A 21834-nucleotide genomic window follows, 5' to 3' on the forward strand; every position below is an offset into this window, starting at 1 on the left:
CGAATGCGATTGACCTTGACGCTGTTTGGATCGAACTCCACCCCATCGTATAAGAAACGCCGCTGACTTCTTTGAAGATGCGGACCATCTCGTCCTAGTCATCGCTCTCGATGCCCAGGAAGTCGAGGGGCACCAGGGACTCGTGGAAAAATGGCCCGCTTGGAACCACACCAAGCGTCTACGATCGGGCCAAATGTGGGAGGGTCAGTTCACCTTTGCCTGCGACAACTGAGAGGTTGAGTTCCTGCGCGGCAGCATCCAGGACCGGCACGGAAACGGCACTCTCGCGCGCTAGGCGCACAGCACACTCGATGTCCTTTGCAGCATTTGCAATCGAGATTGCCAGTGCATCTGGTTTCTCTCCCAACAAAAAGGCGGCGAAGGCTTGGAATATTCCACTGTTCGTAGAGCCCCGACTGACCAAAGAGCGCAGTGTCACAAGATCTATCTGAAGACTATCCGCGAATTGGCAGACCTCAGCGGCGACCGCAGCGATGCCCATAGTCATGCTGTTGTAAACAAGCTTGAGCTTGTGGCCGTGTCCGACATCTCCAACATGCATAACGGTCTCGCAAAACGCAGCAAGAATGCGTTCAGCAACGGGAAAGAGTGTTGCATCCGATCCAACCATCGCATTGAGAAGGCCGAGCTCTGCTTGCTCGGGGCTTCGTGTTACTGGAGCATCAATGAAGCTAAGACCTCGTCTTTCCGCCGTTTTGGCCAATGCAATGGTCGATGCGGGATACGAGGTCGTACAATCAATTATCAAACCTCCTCGGCACATGTTAACAAACAGTCCATCGTGATCGAGGCACACCGTCTCAACTTCGCGGCTGGACGGTAATGACAACACCACCACACTTACATGCTGCGCCAACTCAGCGATCGACGCATGCTCGCGGGCCCCTGCACCCATCAGGCGATCAGCACCGAACCGGTTCTTGTTGACTTTGATGTGGAGTTCGTTTTGCTGACGCAGCAGGCTGATCCCTATACCTGTTCCCATGCGCCCCGCTCCGATAAGCCCTATGCTCTGCTTGATCGTTTTGGGAGCCGCGTTCGCTGACGATCCCTTGCTCATGATTTAGTATTCCGAAAGAAGCCATGGCTTTGTAGGATCGGCAACAGCTCGTGATGGTTGTTGATGGTGTAATCTGGACGCGCAGCTTGCAGGCGCGAGGTCGAAACAAATCCTCCGGTAATGGATATGCTTGTCAGCCCGAGACTGCGTGCAATATCAGTCTCGACGGGCATATCGCCGACGATGAAGGTTGACGACGGCTTCAGGTTGTGCCTGTTCATATAAAGGCGAAGCCGCTCTCCTTTGCTTATCGATTTGTATTGCGTGGCGCGGCTTTCAAAGGCGAGCACGTCGGTGACGTAGTCATCCACTCCAAGTCTCCTCAGCTGAAACTGTAGAGGCGCGACTATGTGGTTGCTGAGGATGATGAGTAGAGCAGATTCTCGGCGGGCTAACGCGAGCACTCTGCGCGCCCCCTCACGTAAATCGGCTTTATCCGCAAGAGGCTCGTACGTGTCGTGAAACAGTGCGCCTTCGTCACGCTCCACCGCCTCAACCTCCTCCTGCGACATTCCGAGGCTACGATAGAGACGATCGAGGGGAACATCACAATGCTCTCGAAAGGTGTTTATATCGATGCTCGGACGACCAAAGCGGTCCAAAATTACATTGGTCGTTTCGAGCAGCGCGTATGTGTCATCGAGCAGTGTTCCGTTCCAGTCAAATACGAGAGCGGGCATCATGATGCTGACCTCAGACGGGGATTGACAGGAAGAGCGGCCAGCAAAGCTTTCAAGTTTCTGTCCGCGCGCTGACGTCCAGCGGGGGTCGGCATCTCCAACGTGAAGGGCGACAAATCGATGCCCTCTAGCCTGTTGGCCAATATGGGTACAAGGGCACGGAAGGGCAGATAAGTGATGGTGGCTGCTTGGATTGCCGTCGCAATGTTGCTTTCAATAATTTTGAGGGCTGGCGGATCCATCCTGTGGAAGCGAAGACTCTGGGCGCGTAGTTCGGGCGGCAGTCGCTTCAACGCCTGCCAGAATGCGAGCTCATCTAGCGTATCAATACCCATGCCGTAGTAGTGTGGAGCAACTATAGGCGGCGAACCAATTGCCCAATGTACGGCTTCGGCTCCAGCGGCAAGGAGCATCGTTGTGACGGCTTGGCTGGTATCACCTCGAATGAGGGCCTCATCGACAACTATGATGGTCCGTTTAGCGACGGCAGATTCCGACACGAGATACTTCTGAGCAATGCGAGATTGTCGGGCCTTGGGTCTGCCCAGGAGCGTTCGCTCAAGAAATTGCGTTGCCACTACGTCACTACGCTCGGCGAGCACGCCCTGTTCGGCGAGAGAGTCAAACAGACCATCGGCGTACGGCCCCCCAGTCTTTGGCATGGAGGACACGATTGGCGGCATCAAGAGTGGGTCTGCTTGGACTCGCTCCGCAACGATTCTCCCCAAGGCCAGCCCGATGTTGTGACGGGTCTGGCGATGTGAATGGCCCTCAACCGATGTGTTCGGACTTCCCAAATAGAGAGTTTCGTAGGCGCAGAGTTTGGCCTTACATCCTCGGCTGTTCAGGATATGGTCAACGCTGCGGCCGGACTTGGCGTCCACGCGCCGTATGCTCCCAGGCAAGAGCTGCTGGGTCTCACCTTTCAAGCCAGCGAAGGCACAATTTTCGGAAGCAAAGAGCAACAATCCATTGCTTGCCCGCATAGTCTCCAACGGTCGCATACCGCTTCGATTGCGATATGCAACAAGATCACCGTTCATATCTAGCAAAAGCGCGGAAATGGCACCATCGATACGATCATCAAGCTCGCGAAAGATAGCTTCGTAGTCTGCGGGCAAGCCGTGACGCCAATATTCTCGTTCGCAAGATCGTTCGATCCACCTCAGCAAGAGCTCGGCGTCTGTGTTGGTATCTATCAGTGGTCCCTGAGCGAGCAATTCGCTCCTGAGTTCATGAGCGTTCACCAAGGCGCCGTCCAGAGAAATTGCAAAATAGCGGCTGGGAATTGACTGCACATCGCCGTCATCCCCACCTCCGCTGCGGATCTGCGCGATTGCAACATGAGGCCGAAAGCGCGGGTCCTGTTCGATTCCGTCGATGCGCACTGAATTATCGTTCGATTGAATCGCCCTTGCATATCGGATCCCACGCTCTTGCATGAAAGCATAGACCGCGACACCTGCTTGCCCACGGAGTGCAAGCGTCGGAATCATTTTCTTCAGCTGATCAACAACACGCGACCATGGTTCGCTTGAAGCGCAGAGAAACGCACCGGCGACACCGGACATATAGTCACCCACTTCTTAAGAAGCCGATCTGGCGGGGCGCCTCGCATGGCTATATGAAGGCGGAAGTTCGCTTCATCCTTAAGCAAGCGTCGTACCACTCCTTTGAAAATACTGGCTGGCACTTCTAGAGCGAGGAAAATTGGAACACGAGCCACTCTAGCCACTCAGTTGAGTGTTGTGCCTCGTTCAGGCCCTCACACGATGTTCAAGATGCTACGACTGTGTGCGAAAAGCGCCACACCGGAGCGAAGGTGCGAGTGCTTGAAGTCAGTGAAAGCCTTCTGATGTTCCACTCATTTCCTTCCATTCTGCGGGGAAACCACCAAAGCGGGTCCTTACGGACGACCAGCATTAGAAAAGGGCTCCAAGCAGGCCTGGTAGCGGCGCGTTGGTATTTTCGTGTTTTGCGAGTAAGACCCGGCAGATGATGCAAAGCGACCCATTGCGCGATTGCCGATACCGAGAGCCGGGTCCTGGACAGTCGAAGTGCGCACGTCCGTCTGCGGGACAGAGTAACGAATGGACTTATAGGCAACCTAGCCCCTCCGTTCTTTGGCCAACTCACATTTGGTAGCCGCTGTGCGCACACTGCTACGAACAGGCTCTCTGGGGTAGCGAGCGCCTGACCGATCTCGCGGCCCGATGTTTTCCTGCCTTACCCTAATCAATCTCAGGGGGCGAGTGACGAATAGAACGGCTTTGTCGATCTCAACCTCCACAGAGTGAAAACCGTCCTTCTCACGCCATTGTAATCTTCGCTTCCATTTGGCTTACATATTGACCCTCTATCATCAGCTTGCATGGTGCATGATTGTCTGGAAAGGTCGCAACATCTTAACGCGCGTTTTCAACGCGTACCGGATCAACTACTAACACTGGTGATTGATCAGGCACCAAAATTCCTGGCGATGACACACCGTGCCGCCTGCGCGGATCGGGCGCCGATGCACCTTGAACGAATTTGGCAGGAGCAACTGCAATATGTCACCGTCAACGGCTCTGTCGCGGCGCACGTGCCTAGTCCTCACGTTTGCGAAATCCTTTGAGCCCGAGGTCGTTCAAGTATCCACGTGCCGGCTGCAAAACGCTTCGCAAGTAGGAGGATGGCAGGGGCCCGCATTTTGCAAGCAGTCCAGCCGTTCTATGCAGCGTAGTCGAGCCAAAGAGCCGTCAGTTTGATGTTGAGCCACAATTGTCGCACCAAGCACTCAGCATGGAGCGACGGGCGATTAGGCTGTCGGCTTTGTGTAGGGGGGCTGTGTCGGTGTAGGTGAGATCGCCAGCCTCGCCGAATATGGTTCGATGGCTAGACCGCGAGAGTACGGCGGTCGCGAGCTTTGGCTCGCTGCTCGAGTTCGACGACCGTAGGAGGTCACTTGCAGTCAGACTCGATATCGTTCTGTTTTACAGAGCGTGTGCCCGGCGCCCAGGACGTGGCGTCGGGTTCTGCTTTTGGCGGGCATGAGTTTATCGATCTCGCAAATGACGAGATCTTCCAGTCACTCTCATTAGCGCACGAGAGGGCGATGGTTACTGTCGATTCTGGGGCGAGCGGCGTCCTGGATCCCATTGGCCTCATGCCGCTCCGCAAAGCTATTGCGGAAAGGCTCGCCGCCCAGACAGGCTTTGATTGGAGTGCGGAAGAGATCGCAATCACTGCCGGCTCAAAGGAAGCGCTGCTTTGTGCGGGCCTGGCTGTCCTAGAGCGGGGCGACGAAGTTATCATTATCCGCCCCTGGCAACCGTTTGTCCCAGCACTGGTTCACGCCGCTGGCGCAGTACCAGTGTTCGTCGACGCTCAGCGCCCACGATATACTCCTGATGGCAACTCAATCCGAGCTGCCATTACATCGCGGACTAAAGCGATGATTATCAATTCACCCAACAATCCGACGGGCGCAGTCTACAGCCGAACAACATTGCAGGACGTCGGCGAGCTTGCTATCGAATTCCGAATATGGATCATTTCGGACGAGCGCTACTCAAGATTGGTATTCACTGGTTTACACCGCCATGAGTCGATCGTCGTGGCGCACCCCGCCGTGCGATCGCGAACGATCATGGTCAATCCATGTTCACAGGCGCTGGAGATATCAGGCTCTCGCTTGGGTTATTTCGCGGCTCCAAGGGCCATCGTTTCCGCCGCTAGAAAGCTTCAGGGCTATGCAGCGATGATACCAAGTCGAGAGGCGCAGCAGGCTACGCTGAGCCACTTTCAGGTCGGCGGCCGTATTGAGCGGGAGACATACCAACGGCTTTTCGACGCTCGCGACATAGGTCTTAACATCCTTTCTAATCTACGTGATGTAACGCCACCTCGTGCCGACGGGGCATTATTCTTCTATCTTGATCTGAACAGGCTTGCATCTGCTTTGCAGGACGAAGGTCGCGTTGGAGTGACGGATGATGTTGCAAGCTGGCTCCTGAAGCAAACTAACGTGGCTTGCGTTGGGGGAGACGCGTTTGGCGACGTCAACGGTCTGCGACTCTCATTCGGCGCCCCTCCGGGGGCATCGGCCATCGGCCTGACGCGCGTCGTCCAGGCGCTAAATAGCCTTAGGATCAAATAACGGCCGGTCCAGTTCCAGACGAAAGGCATGGTTGTGAATATCTGCGCTTCAGCTGATGACTTGCACTCGGCAATGTAAGCAGCTCCTATGTCCGTTAACGGCGAGCATCGGTCGAATCGTAACGTCAAAGACCGCATTTCGTCGCCGCCTCTGGAGGTCACGTCTCCTGATCTGGTCGACGATCTCACCATCCGGTAAAGAGTTCCGATGCACTCGTTCGCTCGACGTCGGAGAAGGCACAAAGGGCCGCAGGTCGCACGCACGCAAATTGTCGCCGTAGGCGGGAGTGCTTGGTCCGAAACCGAACGCGTCCGGTGTCACGAATCGGTCAAGTCGCTTCCAACTCCGACTTTGATCAGACAATCGCCAGCGATTCCACTGATTTGAACTGGCCCAGAGCGTGCATCGTGACAGATGGGAGCCCATCTGAGTCTCGCGATGAGCAACAGTTGCGGCGCCTTCAAGTCGAGTGGATCACCGGCATTAGGTTCGGAGACAGTATGCGCATCTGCGGTATCAAACTGACCCATGACGGAGCAGTCGCTCTTATCGAGGACGGACGGCTTGTCTTTTGTATCGAGCAGGAGAAGCGGGGCAATAATCCGCGATATCAAAAAATCGACAATCTCGATGCAGTTGTTGTCGCCCTGGCAGAGCACGGTTTTGATCCGCGAGACGTTGATCGCTTCGTCATCGACGGATGGTGGGGCGAGGTCGAGTCACAATTTGAGGTTTTCAGTGGGACTGCACCCATTACCCTTAAAGGGGCGCCGTATGTTGAGGGCGATGCCGAAGGCCTCCTCATAGCGCACGACGGCTCTGGGCTAATGCTCAACGGGAGCGCCTTCCCCTATCAAAGCTATCCGCATGTCACAGCCCATGTGGCTTCGGCCTTTTGTACTAGCCCTTTCGCCAAGGCCGGGCAGCCCGCGTTCTGTCTGGTGTGGGACGGCGCCTCCTTTCCACGTCTCTACCATATAGAACGCCGCGCAGCCAGGTTCCTCGAGTGCCTCTTCCCGCTGATCGGGCATGCTTATGCTGCCGCAGGCTACCACTTCGGACCATACAAGCAGTCGAACCGGACCAAGTGGGACCTCGGTGTTGCGGGCAAGTTGATGGCCTATATCGCGCTCGGTTCGGTCGACGAAGGCATCGTCGAGGTGTTTCAGGAGCTCTACGAAAAGCACTTTAGCACGTTTACGGAGCCAGTCGATCGTTGCAGCGAGGACGCCGCGCTTGAGCCTGTCCACGAGTTCTTCGATGCCAGCGCGCTACGGTTAAAAGCCAAAGCCCCCGAAGATGTGCTTGCATCCTTTCATTGGTTCCAAGAGCGTCTGCTCGTTACCAAGCTCGCGAGTGCTATACAGAGACATTCGAGGCTTCCCGCGCGCAATCTGTGCATCGCCGGCGGTTGCGGTCTCAACATAAAATGGAATAGCACACTACGAGCTGCCGGCTTGTTCGATGCTATCTGGGTGCCACCCTTTCCGAATGACAGTGGCTCGGCAATAGGTGCCGCTTGCTCCGCATTAGGGGCGGACCAAGGCTTTGTACCATTGGAATGGTCCGTCTATAGTGGTCCAGCCGTGGAACGAGGCGACGTGCCGCCCGGATGGGACGGCTCACCATGTAGCATGCGTGAACTTGCAACGATTCTCGCCAGCAACAAGCCCGTCATTTTCCTTGCCGGCCGCGCGGAGCTTGGACCTCGGGCTTTGGGTAGCAGAAGCATACTGGCCGCGGCGACATCGCCGCGAATGAAGGACCGTCTCAACGACATCAAACTTCGCGAGCACTTCCGGCCGGTAGCGCCAATATGCCTGGAGGATCGTGCGCCGGATATTTTTAGTCCTGGAACGCCAGACCCTTACATGCTCTTCGAGCACCTAACACGAGCAGAATGGCGGGCCAAGATCCCCGCTGTTGTGCATCTGGACGGATCTGCTCGATTGCAGACTATTTGCAGGACCTCTCAGCACAAAATCGCCGAACTTCTCGTCGAATACGAGGGCCTCACGGGCATTCCGCTACTATGCAACACAAGCGCCAATCACAATGGACGCGGGTTTTTCCCGAATGCGGCATCTGCCTGCCAGTGGGACCGCGTTGACCACGTGTGGTGCGATGGCGTGCTGTGGACGAAACGCGCGGGCGGAGACTCAGTGCTGGCCAACGACATCTTTCTCTCTCAGCGCGCGGAGGCGGAACCGTACGCCAAAGATCGGATACCTCCCGCCAGAGGCCGCCTTGTTTGACGAATGCGATCGCTGCAGGCCTAGGGGTAACGAAGAAAGGTAGGGATCGCGACCAAAGCAATCCGTTTTCTGCTGAAGACTTGGCCGCTATATTCCGTCAAGCTCCATGGAGAGGATGCAAGGATTCCGAAAACAGGATCAAGGCCGGTTCGCTCGTCTATCACGACGCATTGCACGTCGTACCGTACCTCGCGAGATACACTTTCGGGCGCCGAGAGGAGCTATGCGGCTTGGACATCGATGACGTTCTCGAAGAGAATGGAATCCCCTATATCTTCATTCGGCCGAACGAGCACCGAGCGCTGAAGAATCTGCAGTCGATGCGGCGAGTGCCGCTCATAAGTGAAGTTCTCCGACTTGGGTTTCTTCAATACCACTCCGCCATTAAAAAGCTGGGCCACAAGCTTTTATTTCCGGAGCTGCGAGCGGCTAATGACCGGACTCGGCGACACGTTCTATGGTGATTGGATCAAAGTGCCAAACGTCGCGGTGCCCAATGCCGCCGAGAAGAAGGTTTTCCATTCGTTTCGCAAAAGCGGAGGCGCTGATCTGAAGCACGCTGGCGTGGCTTCTGAACTCCGCGCCGACATACTCGGCCATGGCGGCGACAACATTACGGAAGAGCGATACGCCAGTTCGGCCAAACTCAAGCAGATGTTGGAAGCGCTCCAAAAGCTACCAATCGTGCCCGATCACATCTGACCTTGCCCCTCGGGCTTGATCCAGTTTGAAGTTCGTTCTGGCCCACCACAAGGACCAGAGCATGAAGCGCAGCCGCTTTTCGGAAGAGCAGATCATCGGGATTTTGAAGGAGCATGAGGCCGGCGTGTCGGTCGCCGATCTGTGCCGCAAGCATGGCGTCAGCGACGCCAGCATCTACAAATGGAAGGCCAAGTTCGGTGGCATGGAGGTGTCGGAGGCCAAGCGGCTAAAGACGCTGGAGGACGAGAACACGCGACTGAAACGGCTGCTGGCCGACTCCATGCTGGACAATGCGGCGTTGAAGGACCTCTTGGGAAAGAAGTGGTGACGCCCGCGGCCAAGCGGAAGGCTGTCGCGCATCTCGTGGCTGCCCACGGGATGAGTGAACGGCGGGCGTGTAAAGCCATCGGCTGCTGCCGCATGACCATGAGATACCGGACGACCCGGGCGGACGAAGCCGGCGTTCGCCAGCGCATGAAGGCGATCGCCCAGGAGCGCCGCCGCTTCGGCTATCGGCGCCTCCATGTTCTGCTCAAGCGGGAAGGCTATCTGATCAACCACAAGAAGCTGTTCCGGCTCTACCGGGAAGAGAGGCTTGCGGTGCGCCGCCGCGGCGGCCGCAAGCGGGCGATCGGGACCCGGGCGCCGATGATGGTGCCGATGGCGCCGAACGACCGCTGGTCGCTCGACTTCGTGTCGGATCAGCTCACCGATGGCCGCCGCTTCCGTATCCTCACCGTGGTCGATGATTGCACCCGCGAGTGCCTGGCGCTGGTAGCCGACACCTCGCTCTCCGGCACCCGTGTGGCGCGGGAGCTGGACCGGCTGCTGATGGAACGCGGCAAGCCGAAGATGGTGGTCAGCGACAACGGCAGCGAGTTCACCAGCAACGCCATCCTGACATGGGCCGATCAGAGCCGTGTTGCATGGCACTACATCGCGCCGGGCAAGCCCATGCAGAATGCCTTTATCGAGAGCTTCATGTATAGACGGCCCCGCGGATGCAAGGGATTTCAGCAGCACTTTAGATACCGGTCGGGTGCGTTCATGTATCCGGCCTGTTGGTGCGACCGATGCCATGGTCGCTGGCCCTGATGGAGATCGCGGATCGAGGCCTCATCAACGGGTCGCGCTTGTTGCGCTTAAAGCTCTTCGGGCTTGCTCGATCCCCAGCTCCGCCGGTGTCCATCATGCTGTCATTTGCCCTCACACCATAAGGTGGCCAACATACGCGGAAAGTCAGGCCGCGAGCTTAGGCCGATAGAATTCCCCGGTCGTCATCATCGCCCAGACGATCCGGGCCAACTTGTTGGCAACGGCGATGGCGACGACCATCGGCCGACGCCGTTCAAGCAGGGCTTCGATCCAGCCGCCTCCAACCCGGGAGCGAGCCTTTGGGTACCGAACGACGTTACGTGCTCCGATGACAAGCAAGTGCCTGAGATAGGAATCGCCCTGTTTCGTAATCCGGCCGAGCCGATCCTTCCCGCCGGTGGAATTCTGCTTAGGCGTCAGGCCAAGCCAGGCCGCGAACTCCCGCCCGGAGCGGAACATTGTTGCGTCCGGTACGGTCGCGGCGAGAGCCGTGGCCGTTATGGGACCGATCCCGGGAATTGAGGACAGCAACTTCGCCATCGGATTTACTCGCTGGATCTGAGTGAGCTCGCGCTCAATGGCCTCGACCTGCCGGTCCAATTCCTTCAGTTGGTTCACAAGGATGGCTAGTGCGATGCGGGCGTGGGCCGGTAGTGTCAGTTCCTCGTCATCCAACAAGTCCACCAGACCATCCACCCGTTGCCGGCCTTGCCCGACAATGATTCCGAACTCAGCAAAGTGAGCCCGAATCGCGCAGGCTGTCATGGTTCGTTGGCGGACCAACAAGCCTCTTGCACGATGAAGCATCAAGAAGCCCTGGTTCTCAACGCTCTTGATTGGAACGAACCGCATATTGGGACGGGTGACCGCTTCGCAGATCGCGGCCGCGTCAGCGGCGTCATTCTTGGCTCCTCTTCGTAGGTAGGGTTTAACATAGGCTGGCGGGATCAATCTCACATCGTGTCCAAACTGCCGAATCTCCCGCGCCCAGTGGTGAGCAGTCGCACAGGCCTCAATGCCGACTAGGCAAGGTGCGAGCGAGGAGAAGAACGACACGATCTCGCCTCGCCGGAGGCGTTGGCGACCGGCCACTTGGCCTTGGCCATCAACTGCATGGATGTGAAATACGTGCTTCGAAATATCCAACCCAATTGTCGCGATTTCCATGGTGAATTGCTCCTGTTACCGGGTTCGTCCATCCATCGCCAGTATATCGCCGGCGCGGAGGGAGCGGGGCCGTCTTCCCCATCAATGGCCGGCTGCGGGATGAATTGTTGAACGAGACGCTGTTCACGTCGCTGGCCCATGCCCGCGTCGCGCTCCGATGCTGGCGGACCGATTACAACGACGCACGACCACACTCGCGGCTCGGATGGAAGACGCCGTCCGAGTTCGCCTTCACCTGCGATCCGCGCCGGGATCTGGCGCTGCGCTATGCCGAGGGCTCCGCGCCAGCTCCCGTCGCTACCACCGCCCAACCGGGCAAATCCAACAGCCGGGGCGAACTCAGGACTGGATAAAACTTGATGTGGTGGAACGGCCCGCTCCAACAGCATCAAAGTGCTAGAACGTGGTCGTTGTTCGAACGCCACAAAGGAGGGACCGTTCCGTGAAACAGGTTATCACCATCGGGCTGGATCTGGCCAAGCACGTTTTCCAGGTTCACGGGGCGGATGCCGAGGGCTCACCCGTGTTCAACCGGAAGCTACGGCGCAGCGAAGTTCTGCGTTTCTTTGAGAAGCTGCCAGCATGCCTGGTGGGGATGGAAGCATGCGGTAGCGCCCACTATTGGGCGCGCGAGATCGCAGCTCTCGGTCATGAGGTCCGGCTCATTCCGCCGGCTTATGTCAAACCCTTCGTCAAGCGTGGCAAGACGGATGCGGCGGACGCTGAGGCCATCAGCGAAGCGGTGACCCGAAAGACCATGCGCTTCGTGCCGATTAAGACGGCTGAGCAACAGGCTGCCGCGATGGTGCTGAAGACCCGCGCTCTTCTAGTGCGGCAGCGAACGCAGTCGGTCAACGCGTTGCGCGCGCATCTGGCAGAATTGGGGATCATCGCCACCGCCGGCCTGGCAAAGGTTGAGGCGCTGGTCGCAATCATACGGGATGAGACAGATGCACGCCTGCCCGCAGCAGCGCGCTTCGCGCTGATGGCTATTGCCGACGAGATTGAAGCTTCAGCCGACCAGATCGAGAGGCTCGAGCGCGCAATCGTCGCGGAGGCCAAGCACGACGAGGACATGCGTCGGTTGACCACGATCCCTGGCGTCGGCGCCATTACGGCGGCGACCATCAAAGCGCTTGTGCCGGATCCCGGCGGGTTCAAGTCGGCTCGCCACTTTGCCGCCTGGCTGGGATTGACGCCGCGGCCTCATTCAAGCGGAGGCAAAGAGCGGTTGGGACGAATATCGAAGATGGGAAATCCAGAACTCCGCTCTCTCCTCGTTGTCGGGGCAACGGCCGTCTTGCGGCTTGTCCGAAACGACGTTCGGGCGCGGCCGTGGCTGAAGGCGCTTCTCGCCAGACGCCCCTTCAAGGTTGCCGCCGTCGCGCAGGCCAATAAGACGGCGCGGATCATCTGGGCGCTCCTGAACAAGGGCGGAATTTATCGGCGTCCCGACCCATTGGCGATTGCCGCGGTGACGCAGTGACCGCCAAAACGATCTGACCGGCGCAGGCCGGCAGAGGGCGAGGTGCAACAACAGGCGATGAACCCATGGGACGAAATCCCGAAACGAGTGAAGCTACTGCCCCCAATGCGCTCAAGCGCGTAAACTTGATTTAGCTCCTCGTTCCGCGGATCTCATCGAGGCCAGCGGCCATATTGTGCCGCGCGCAAAGGCCGGACATATGACCGCACCGTTCCAATGTGTGAAATCGACTGAAAAAGCTCTTGCCTCGCGGGCCGTTCCACATATGGGGGCAAGGTCAAAGGTCACTGAGCAGCTCTTTGGCTTTGGCAAGCTGGGTTCCGCGGATCACTCCCCGGCTTTTTTGGGGGATGAAGCTGCGTTTGTCGCTTATTGCCGCCCAGACAGTGACAGACCTCTCCGTCCCAGCTCGGTTTTTCGATCCGGAAAAAACCTCCAGGCCGGGGCCGGTCCACTCCGGCGCGTCGAAGTTCCGCGCGGCGCCGAGTGCGTCCAGCGGATTGGGTTCCGTATTCTTCCGGCGTGTTTCCCTCCGAGCGCAGGTTGTTGCCGAAGTCTGCGAGCTGGGTTTACAGTCTCCCCGTGTGCCGTTTGCACATGATATTTGAGATTTCGGCATCTGCGATTCACATATGTACTCGCGGGTCACTGCAGTTCAGTCAATCTTGAGAACTCATTTTGTAACGCATTTGGAACGACATGTGGTGTAAAGCAATAGTCTCAGCTTACGTTCGCTTAAGGAACCAGCAGGCGCTTGAAGATATGAGGGGCCTTCGGCGCGAATTGCTCGAGTCCGCGTCCGGCTCCGCAAGCAAGCACGTTCACGCAGATCTCCGATTGATCAAGGATGGGTTGGAACAGCTCCGCCGTCGCAAACTTTGAGGCCGGCACCGAATTCGCTGCCGCGGCCCTGCCGCTCCGGCATTGAGCGCCGTGATCGCTTGCTCCAACGCGCGCTTAGCGCCGATGTACAGATCCAACAGGTCGGTGGGGCGATGCCGTTGATGTTGCATATCAGCGCTCCTTTTGAGCGTGCTCGGCCTCGACCGCGCGGAGCAAGGCGGCAAGACAGGGATATTCCACGCCATCGCGCGCGTAGCGGTTGACGCGCTCGACATATCGGGCCGATCCGTCGGACTTGCCGCGCCAGCTGAACAGCAGCACGGCGCTGTTGTGCTGGCGCAGAACGTGGCCGGCGCCACTACCGAAATACTTGCTCATGGCGTGGCGCTTCATGGCCGGCCTCCAGCTTCCCCAGCTCCGACTCGTCCATTCCCGGATGAGCGTCCCGGACCGGGACGTTCCTATTGTAGGCGAAGAGGGATTCGGCGGGGGTGAACAGCTTCACACTTCTTGGTTTTCAGGCGGGTTGAATAGGCTGACCGCTGCACAGTTCGGGAGCCTTCCATGGAAACAGAGCTCACCGTCCAGCATGCCCCGCTGCCCGGGCCTCGGGAGCGCGAGCTCCGGGCTGCGCAGTACGTCCGGATGTCGACGGATCGGCAGCGAGAACTCTAGCCAAAAATGGTCCAGTTTGCCGGCCTCAGATATCAGAAGAAGGAGGACAGATGAAGCGAGCAAGGTTCACGGAAGAGCAGGTTATCGCGGTATTAAAGGACCATAGGCTGGGGCGAAGACAGCCGACCTGGCTCGCAAGCAGGGTGTTTCCGAGGCGACGATCTACAATTGGCAGGCCAAATTCGGCGGCATGGAGGTTTCCGAGGCGAAGCGGCTGAGGGCCTTGGAAGAGGCAGGTTGCGCAACAAAGTAAACAGCTGCTCGCGCACAGTCATCGCGTGATCTTCTCACATATTTATGGGGGGCGCTGGCAAACCACTGAAATGGTTCCGGTACCAGGCATTCGCGCTAGCTCACATTGAAAGCATTGAGCCCAACCATACGGGCGACTTGAAACGGATTGAATTACGGCTACGCTCTTAGGTGGCGCGTTTAATATTGTGCACTTCCCTACAGAAGTGTTCCGGGTTTGTCGATATCTTGTACGCGGCGATCGCAGAGTTTTCCTCCGAATGACCCGACTTCTTTGCATCGCTCGGCGAATAGCTTGCCGACGTATGTCCCGCTGGGACGGCTGACAAGGCCTGATGCGAACGTTCAGCACGAACTGCACCGTTGCCTGCAGAGAATGCGCGCTTGCAAGGCACAGGTGCGAGATTGTCCGCGACGAAGCTGCGATCGAATGGCCGTCGTTAGCGACGTCTTGCGGCTTGAAAACAACACCCCGCGCCCTTGTTCGTCGTGACTCCGTGTGAAAACGCAAAAAGCCGGCGCCGCCGCTGCTCTAGTCTGAGGGGCTCAGCTAATTAGCTGATTTTGGAAGGAGCCGAGCAGATGGCTGAAGTTGCCGATGAGAATGAAGTTGTTGATTTTGCGAAAGAAACGCGTGTCGTGGTGTTGAACACGAAGACAAACCGCGACGTGACCTTTAAGGTTTCGTGGGCGACCACGCTGCAGGCTGTATGGGACGCTTCTTACGGCAAGTTTAATCCGGCGGAGCACAAGGACGCTGACGACAAGTTCCAGTGCCAACACGCCGGCGCCGACCTGACGCCCTATCTCGGGCTCACGCTGCGGCAGGCCCAAGAGCAGCATATCTGTCCGGCACGCAAGTATCAGATCGTCGGTGGCACCGGCGGGGCGTGATGGCCAATGCCAACGAGACACCTGTCCCAGATCCTGCTCGTGGCGGCGAGGCGCTCGAGCGGGATCTTCCTCTCGCTCTGAAGGGACGGACTTTGGAAGAGGCCGGCTGGTGCAGAATCGACGCCTTAACCCTGTGCGTGCCGCTCTGGAGCCCGAGTGCCGACTTCTTCCTGCTGCGACTTCAATTTCACTGCTATCCCGAATGGCCACCGAGCGCGCAATTCGTGAACCCGATTACGAAGGACTACAAGCTGGGCGACGATGATCGGTGGCTTCCCAACATCGAGGCGCCGCACCTTAGGGTGCATCCAAATTACAACGACCAAAAGCGGCAGCTCATCTGCAACTCCACGACGCTGGAGTTCTACGACTTGCGCCACTCGGTAGAGGCGCGGCATGTCTGGGACCCTGAGCGCCACAATTTCAACCACACCTTGTTCACCATCACCGAGGCCATGCGGCTCTACTACAGGGGCCGTCAGGGGTAACCGCATGAGCAATTTCGATCAGGACGACCAGATACGCCGATCGCCGCCGCAGCAGCCCTATCAAGCCAATTCCGCTATCCTCTACGCGCCCAAGAATGCCCTCGAACAAACGGTCGGGGTGCTGCAAGGGGCCGGGCGCGTCGAGACGTGCTGCTTCTGGTACGGTCGCGATCTGCCTGGAGGGTGCGGGCGCGTGGAAGCCGTTGTTGTGCCCCCACAGCGCGGCACGTGGGGCAATTACGACGTCACCGGCGAGGCAATGGCGGCGGTGTCGGCGGCCACCCGAGCAAAGCGCTGGGTCGCGCTCGCTCAGGTGCATTCGCATCCGGGCGACTGGGTCGAGCATTCCCGATACGACGACGCCCGTGCGATAAGTCGAGGGGTCTTGTCGGTGGTCTTTCCGCGGTACGGTCACTGGACCGGTCCATGGCCGCATCGGGCCGGCATCCATGAATTCCAGATCAACTACTGGCACCTTCTTTCGATCGCCGACGCGGCCCGCCGTCTCGTTCTCGAAGGTGCCGGTACGGTTTCTTTTCTGGATTTGCGCTGATGTCTGGCCCTCTTCTCGGCGATAGGCATTTGCGGCCGGACCCTTCCGGTGCCCTTCGACCTATCGATCAGGCCCGCAAAGGTTTGGTGAGAGTCACGGTGCCCGCCGCGATCGCGTCCACGTTCGCCGGGCAGCACATGATCTGGACTCTGACGAACCAACTGGTCCGGCAAGACCAGCTTGTCGAGGGCATCGCGTTGTCAGTGCCGGAGACCCGCCTTCTCGACGGCGTCGTACCGTACGCCAAGCCTGGAAGTCTCGTTGAGTCTCTTTTGGCATGGGCGAAGGAAGCCGTAGGCGATCGTGTCCGCGTTGAGCTCGATATCGCCGCTGATAAACGCGCAGACGTTGAGATCACGGTTGGAAATGAGGGCGCGCGATTCGCCGCGGATCGACGACTGTCGATCTTCGCAGACGGATGGAATATCTACGCGGGTCCGCTCGGATCAGCTCCTAGCGTGATACCGCGGGACAAAAATCCACTCGGCCCTGCTTTCGCGGGGTGTCTAGCTGCTGCCGAGGTTTTCAAGCACCTGCGCGGAATTAACCCCGAACGCGGTTCCTTCGTCGATCAGCTTGCGTATTCGCTCCTCGATCTGCAGACCCGATCGGGGTGGGAAGATTTGCCCTCCGCTGAGCTGCCCGAGACGTTGTCCATCGGCCAGCCCTACTTGGTCGGCGCCGGTGCGGTCGGCCAGGCTTTCGCGCTGGCCCTCGGCTCCGTGCCTGGTGTGCGGGGTCACGTGACGGCCATCGATCCGGAGGCGCTGGACGATATAACCAATCTCAACCGTTATCCGCTTGCTCGCATCGTTGACTTTAACGACGATCGATCGAAGGCTGAGATCGTTGCCCAATATCTGCGGTCCCGCGGGCTGACGGCCCACCATGTGATGAAGAAGTGGGAGGAGTTTCTGCGTCGCGTCGATCGAGGCGATCAGCTTCCGGAGCTCGCGTCCGATGAGGCAATCTTCCGGTTCGACACGATACTCTCATGTGTTGACGATACTGATGGAAACTTCGCCCGGCACGCGATCCAGAATGTATGGCCGCGCATGTTGATGGGCGGCAGCACGCACGCTACGGGTCTGCGGTCAAGCGTCTCCATCTACGACGTTCCCTCGCCGTGGATGTGCCTGAAGTGCCACAACCGGCTTCGCGATCCACGCAAAGAACTCGTTGCCCTGGTTGATGAGTTGCGCGGGTTGTCGCGGGTGCAACGGGCAGCGTGGACATCTGCTCGCGGCATGAGCGCTAACGAGGTCGAGGAGGCATTAAGCAATCCAGGGTGCGCGTCGGTCGGCATCCAGCAACTTGCCGACTACGTCAACCGGCCAGGTGACCCGCAATTCTCGGTGGGGTTCACATCCATGGCCGCGGGAATCATTCTGGCTGCCCAGCACATTAAGATGTCGATCGGAATTGCTGCTTTTCCAACCGATCGTGGTTGCTCCAATTTCTTCTATTTTCTCCATCCAAGTTCTCGCTGGTTCGTGCAAGGCGCAAATCCGAACTGCACCTGCCAGACCGAAGGCAGGTCTCGCCATCTTCGTCTGTGGCGTTGAGCGGTCCCGCCTTCGGTCTAGAAGATCGTCCGTTAGAGAAAACCAGTTGCGCGCCAGATAAACGCGAACGCTCGAGAAGAGGTCGTCCGCTGCCTGGACGACCAACCTGAGCGCCATAGCAGGGACGGTGGTCAGGCGAAGGGATGGAGTGAATCAGCGCAGTTGCGCAGCAACGCTGATCGGCCGAGCTCTGGCCGCGGCAACTTGGTCTCCTGCGGCTGATCTCTCCTTAAGAAGTGACGAATATCTGTTGCCGATTTTGCATACCAAGCCAGCATTTGCTCCGAAGGCCCGTTCTCGAACTGAGTCGCATCGGCGCGCTTGTTGGCCCATCGAAAATTCTGGACAAAATAGTGCCGCAAGCCTTTTCCGGGGGAAGTGTTACAAGCACAGATAGTCGTCGCTCTCATTCTGTTGTTCGGTTGAACACTCATGGTGTTCTGGCGCTGGCCTCATCACGACGTCTCGGATCGCCCTGAGGACTGCTTCAACGGCGAAGAGTTTGGCGTTGTTCGGGAGCTTGAGCGGACAGCGATTGATCCCCTTTAAAACTCGAGTTGCCGCGCGCTTTGAATGACGAAAGAAACGATTTGTCACCAGTGATGCGTCGCCTGGTGGGCGATCTCTTCGCCGATCTCCGCCGCCTCGAAGAACGGATTCGCGAAGTGACAAAGGAGATCGAGGCGGTCGCCGATCGAGAGGACGTCACACGCCGGCTGATGACAATCCCTGGTATCGGCGCATTGGGTGCGACCGCCGTACTTGTCGCAATAAGGATAGTGGGTGTTGTTCACCCCAACCAACCACGATCCGGTCGCAATTTCCGACAGCAATGGCGTAGCAAAAGGCAGGGTTGTTACAGCGTCGGCAGCCATTGGCGTACTCTCAAACGACAGCGACCTCGATCACGATCAACTGTCAGTCGGCTCGGTTACGGAGATGATCTTGGCGCAGGAGCAAGCCGCAAACTGGGGCAGAGGTGGACTCCTTCCGCAGTCCCAGCGTGGACACGAGTCTGGCTGGAGAGATCAGCCTCGTCAGATCCGCCGAAATGGCGTTCACGAGCGAAGGGCTTAACCTCACTACCAAACTCTCGGGCTCGAGCGGGGAAAGGCCGGACAGCCTTCTTGGATTGTCGGAAGTGAATACGGACAAACTGACTTTCGCCTTTGCCGAGCGATCGGCGACGGGAACCATTGCCCGCGCGGCGCAAACTTCGCGAGCGCTCTCTCTACTGAACAACATTCTTTAGTGGTTCGTCATTACAGTGTGTTGCGAGAAAGTCGGAGGAGGAACGCTATCAGGAATGTCGAGGTGAAGTTTCTGCCTATGCCCGCCGCCACATGCTCTCGGCAGAGTAATGCAGCTGAACTGAATGTCGTCCCTTCAGTCGCATACGTGCTCAACGGACTTTGCCCCAGTTTTCCAGCAGAAGACAGGCCACAAGCTCATCGTTCAATATGGAATAGCTCCTGACCTTAAAAGATCCCGTCGTCGATGGCGAGACGGGAACGAAGATCCGATTTTGGTTGCAGAAAATTCTGACGCAACTAGGATGTAGCCGTAATCTCTTGATTTATTTTTTGAGGAGGATTTGGCATGAATGCGTTGCCCTGGTCGTCGTCAGCGGCCTTGCCGCCCACCGAAAATCAACCCATTGCGCCCGTCATCGAAACTGCCGGCAGTGATGGCAGCGCCGAGTCCAAGGGCGAATCGCAGCAGGATCTGCTTGTCTTTGGAAAATCGGATGTCAAGATAAAACCGAAGGGCGTGCGGGTCGGCAACGAAACAGTGCTGGGCACCGACGACCGCGTCAGAATTACCAATACAAAGGCCCCGCCGTGGCGCAAGATTGCCGGGCTGAAATTGAAGCCTCGGCCGCCACAGACATCTTCGTATATCGGGACGGGGTGGTTTATCGGCCCCAAGACCCTGCTGACCGCAGGACACTGCGTCTACAGCCCGTCGGATTTCAACGGCTGGATTGGTTCGATCGAGGTCTCGCCGGGGCAGGACGCAGGCGTATCTCCCTTCAGGACCGTGACCGCAACGAAGTTCTTTGCGCTTCAGCAATGGATCAACTCGGCCGATCCCGATCATGACATCGGTTGCATTCAGCTGGCGGAGCCGCTGGGCGAGGAGGTCGGCTATTTCAAGATCGCGTCGCAGACGGATGCCGAGCTGGAGAACGCTCTCGTCAACATTTCGGGCTATCCGGGTGATCTCGACAACGGGCGAAACCAGTACTTCCACCAGAACAGGGTGCTTCGGACGTCCGCACACCGCATCTATTACGACGTCGATACGTACGGAGGCCAGAGTGGCTCGCCTGTCTGGGTCCAGGCGTCGGCGACCAGCGAAGCTGTTGCCGTTGCGGTGCACGCTTATGGAATAGGTGGCACGGCGCCCAGTCTCGGCGTGACGGCGAATTCCGGACCGCGACTTTCGCCGGAGATCGTGTTGACGGTGAAGGAGTGGTTGCAGGCCGCCTCGGCTTGACAGCTTCCGTGCCGCGCAGCCGGTGCTTCATTCATGTGACCCTCCGCGATGGGCAGCCGCTTGCCGGTGCCCGGATCGCGGTCGAGCAGGCAAGCGGTCCGGTGCCGGAACTGATGTATCAAACGGATGCGGACGGGCATGCCCAGATCGGGCTTCCAACCGGAGAGGTTCGGCTGCGCATCTTCACCGCCTCTGGCGAGAGCCGCTCCGTAGACATCAATGTCGGAGCGGAGCCGGACAAGACCTATGACGTAACAATCGATCCGCCCTGATGACGGTCCCCTGCGGAGAGACGCCATGATAAGTCGAGCCCGCTTCCCGGAGTCCACTGAGGAACGCGCCGAACGAGTCATCAAAGAGATCAAGAAGCTGGGGCTCGGACCAGCGGCGGCGCCGCGAGAAGCCGGCGGATTGGAGTCAGTCGCGCCGAAGTCACCGTCGTTGCAGGAGGTTGAGCAGCGCATCGAATGGAATCTCAAAGCGGCGTCTCCCGGCGCGACGGAGCTCGCTCGCGCGGTTGCCAACAAGACCGCACGGGAAGGACTCGACCTTGCCGCCTCGCTCGCCGGCGGTCACGTCAGCCATCGCGATCTCAACGCAGGGCAATTGGCGAATCTGGAGGCCGTGATCCAAGTCATTGGGCGGCCAGCCTGGTTCGTCGAGGGCGATGCGCCCGACACCAGTGCGGCGACTGCGAAAGACGACTTCTGGGTTGCGTATATCAATACGGCACAGAACGCGATCCTGGACATCTGCGCTCGGGTTGGCTGCATCATGGTCGGAAGCGCTGAGCCGTTCGTTCCTGTTGCGACCGGGTGGTTGATTGGCAGGAACACGCTGGTGACCAATGCGCATGTCGCCGGTGCGGTGGCCCGACAGAACGCTGCGCTGGCGGCCACCGACGTGCGCCAGGGATGGCGGTTGCGGACCGATCGGCCATGCGTCGTAGATTTCCGCTTCGAGAAGGGAGGCTCGAAGCATTCGCGGTTCGCCCTCGACGAGGTGCTTTATGTCGAGGGCGGTGACAAACCGGATCTCGCGATTTTCCGGCTGAAGCCGCCGACGGCGGACGCGGCAGGCGGCATGCCGTCACCGATCGTGATGGATCTGAAGGCGCAGTCCAACGGATGGGCGAAACGGAATGTTTTCGTCGCAGGGCACCCGATCAAGGACCTCGCGGACGATCAGAACGTATTCAAAGTTTTCGGTGAGCTCGACGGCACCAAGCGCTTTTCTCCGGGTTGCGTGCTGGAGCTTCTCGGCACGGATGTACTGGCCCACGACTGTTCGACGACCAATGGGTCCTCCGGCAGTCCGCTGGTGGATTTCGCATCGTCGAAGGTTGTGGGACTGCATTATTTTGGCCGCCCCGGAGCGCGCAACGAAGCCGTGCTCCTGTCGGCGATAGCCGATCACCCTGCGATCGTCCGAAGCCAGACGGGGGAGTGGGGTATCTAA

General features: G+C 58.5%; 19 protein-coding genes and 3 pseudogenes. 16 read left to right on the plus strand and 6 right to left on the minus strand.

Annotated features, from left to right (window positions below):
• Nucleotides 1–178: 178 nt before the first annotated feature.
• The 3 genes from AB7008_RS08090 to AB7008_RS08100 are packed head-to-tail and all read right to left on the minus strand — an operon-like array spanning nt 179 to nt 3332.
• Nucleotides 179–1081 carry an NAD(P)-dependent oxidoreductase gene (locus AB7008_RS08090; RefSeq protein WP_041956566.1) on the minus strand — a complete coding sequence of 301 codons (903 nt, stop codon included), beginning with the start codon at nt 1079–1081 and terminating at the stop codon, nt 179–181.
• Nucleotides 1078–1764 (minus strand): HAD family hydrolase, encoded by a 687-nt coding sequence (locus AB7008_RS08095; protein WP_028144093.1) that lies wholly within the window; start codon nt 1762–1764, stop codon nt 1078–1080. Before AB7008_RS08095 ends, AB7008_RS08090 begins: the two co-directional genes overlap by 4 nt.
• Nucleotides 1761–3332 carry a hypothetical protein gene (locus AB7008_RS08100; protein WP_244433080.1) on the minus strand — a complete coding sequence of 524 codons (1572 nt, stop codon included), beginning with the start codon at nt 3330–3332 and terminating at the stop codon, nt 1761–1763. Before AB7008_RS08100 ends, AB7008_RS08095 begins: the two co-directional genes overlap by 4 nt.
• A gap of 1376 nt (nt 3333–4708) precedes the next feature.
• Here AB7008_RS08100 and AB7008_RS08105 point away from each other — a divergent pair.
• The 4 genes and pseudogenes from AB7008_RS08105 to AB7008_RS08120 all read left to right on the plus strand — a co-directional run.
• Complete coding sequence (locus AB7008_RS08105; protein ID WP_049802023.1) at nt 4709–5902, plus strand: pyridoxal phosphate-dependent aminotransferase; 1194 nt, start codon at nt 4709–4711, stop codon at nt 5900–5902.
• A gap of 500 nt (nt 5903–6402) precedes the next feature.
• A complete protein-coding gene (gene nodU / locus AB7008_RS08110; protein WP_080588739.1) occupies nt 6403–8157 on the plus strand; it encodes a nodulation protein NodU in 1755 nt (584 codons plus the stop codon).
• A 432-nt stretch (nt 8158–8589) separates the two neighbouring features.
• Nucleotides 8590–8859 (plus strand): hypothetical protein, encoded by a 270-nt coding sequence (locus AB7008_RS08115; protein ID WP_028144096.1) that lies wholly within the window; start codon nt 8590–8592, stop codon nt 8857–8859.
• Nucleotides 8860–8920: 61 nt separating this feature from the next.
• Nucleotides 8921–9840: pseudogene (locus tag AB7008_RS08120) on the plus strand (IS3 family transposase); the annotation flags it as partial.
• Between the two features lie 258 nt (nt 9841–10098).
• On the opposite strand, the gene AB7008_RS08125 reads toward AB7008_RS08120, so the two are convergent.
• Nucleotides 10099–11121, minus strand: a complete 1023-nt coding sequence (locus AB7008_RS08125) for an IS110 family transposase (RefSeq protein WP_038937504.1) — start codon at nt 11119–11121, stop codon at nt 10099–10101.
• Nucleotides 11122–11204: 83 nt separating this feature from the next.
• On the opposite strand from AB7008_RS08125, the pseudogene AB7008_RS08130 reads away from it, so the two are divergent.
• Both AB7008_RS08130 and AB7008_RS08135 read left to right on the plus strand, forming a co-directional pair.
• Nucleotides 11205–11474, plus strand: a pseudogene (locus tag AB7008_RS08130) (integrase core domain-containing protein); the annotation flags it as partial.
• Nucleotides 11475–11563: 89 nt separating this feature from the next.
• The gene (locus AB7008_RS08135; RefSeq protein WP_018273859.1) at nt 11564–12607 is read left to right on the plus strand and encodes an IS110 family transposase; all 1044 of its coding nucleotides are present in this window, start codon (nt 11564–11566) and stop codon (nt 12605–12607) included.
• 1014 nt (nt 12608–13621) lie between these two features.
• Here AB7008_RS08135 and AB7008_RS08140 read toward each other — a convergent pair.
• Complete coding sequence (locus AB7008_RS08140) at nt 13622–13843, minus strand: hypothetical protein (protein ID WP_028143557.1); 222 nt, start codon at nt 13841–13843, stop codon at nt 13622–13624.
• Nucleotides 13844–14175: 332 nt separating this feature from the next.
• Here AB7008_RS08140 and AB7008_RS08145 point away from each other — a divergent pair.
• From AB7008_RS08145 to AB7008_RS08165, 5 genes and pseudogenes are all read left to right on the plus strand, one after another.
• Nucleotides 14176–14375 (plus strand): annotated as a pseudogene (locus tag AB7008_RS08145) (transposase); the annotation flags it as partial.
• 584 nt (nt 14376–14959) lie between these two features.
• Entirely contained in the window at nt 14960–15271 is a 312-nt protein-coding gene (locus AB7008_RS08150) for a hypothetical protein (protein WP_028143556.1), read from the plus strand.
• The gene (locus tag AB7008_RS08155; protein ID WP_028143555.1) at nt 15271–15759 is read left to right on the plus strand and encodes a hypothetical protein; all 489 of its coding nucleotides are present in this window, start codon (nt 15271–15273) and stop codon (nt 15757–15759) included. Before AB7008_RS08150 ends, AB7008_RS08155 begins: the two co-directional genes overlap by 1 nt.
• A 4-nt stretch (nt 15760–15763) precedes the next feature.
• Nucleotides 15764–16312: a Mov34/MPN/PAD-1 family protein gene (locus tag AB7008_RS08160; protein WP_028143554.1), complete on the plus strand. Its 549-nt coding sequence runs from the start codon at nt 15764–15766 to the stop codon at nt 16310–16312.
• 98 nt (nt 16313–16410) lie between these two features.
• A complete protein-coding gene (locus AB7008_RS08165) occupies nt 16411–17877 on the plus strand; it encodes a ThiF family adenylyltransferase (RefSeq protein WP_441258653.1) in 1467 nt (488 codons plus the stop codon).
• Between the two features lie 593 nt (nt 17878–18470).
• On the opposite strand, the gene AB7008_RS08170 is transcribed toward AB7008_RS08165, so the two are convergent.
• On the minus strand, nt 18471–18752 hold the full coding sequence (locus AB7008_RS08170; protein ID WP_154694114.1) for a hypothetical protein: 282 nt from the start codon (nt 18750–18752) through the stop codon (nt 18471–18473).
• Between AB7008_RS08170 and AB7008_RS08175 the strand changes: the two genes are divergently transcribed.
• From AB7008_RS08175 to AB7008_RS08195, 5 genes are all read left to right on the plus strand, one after another.
• Nucleotides 18661–18954: an Ig-like domain-containing protein gene (locus AB7008_RS08175; protein WP_223153741.1), complete on the plus strand. Its 294-nt coding sequence runs from the start codon at nt 18661–18663 to the stop codon at nt 18952–18954. The genes AB7008_RS08170 and AB7008_RS08175 overlap by 92 nt on opposite strands.
• Entirely contained in the window at nt 18881–19129 is a 249-nt protein-coding gene (locus tag AB7008_RS08180; protein ID WP_131233136.1) for a hypothetical protein, read from the plus strand. Before AB7008_RS08175 ends, AB7008_RS08180 begins: the two co-directional genes overlap by 74 nt.
• Nucleotides 19130–19476: 347 nt before the next feature.
• Nucleotides 19477–20376: a trypsin-like serine peptidase gene (locus AB7008_RS08185; RefSeq protein ID WP_049806740.1), complete on the plus strand. Its 900-nt coding sequence runs from the start codon at nt 19477–19479 to the stop codon at nt 20374–20376.
• On the plus strand, nt 20373–20648 hold the full coding sequence (locus AB7008_RS08190; RefSeq protein ID WP_157158172.1) for a carboxypeptidase-like regulatory domain-containing protein: 276 nt from the start codon (nt 20373–20375) through the stop codon (nt 20646–20648). Before AB7008_RS08185 ends, AB7008_RS08190 begins: the two co-directional genes overlap by 4 nt.
• A gap of 334 nt (nt 20649–20982) precedes the next feature.
• Nucleotides 20983–21834, plus strand: a complete 852-nt coding sequence (locus AB7008_RS08195; RefSeq protein ID WP_157788444.1) for a trypsin-like serine peptidase — start codon at nt 20983–20985, stop codon at nt 21832–21834.

The sequence above is a fragment of the Bradyrhizobium sp. 521_C7_N1_3 genome, from assembly GCF_052075975.1.
Taxonomy (GTDB): Bacteria; Pseudomonadota; Alphaproteobacteria; order Rhizobiales; family Xanthobacteraceae; genus Bradyrhizobium; species Bradyrhizobium japonicum.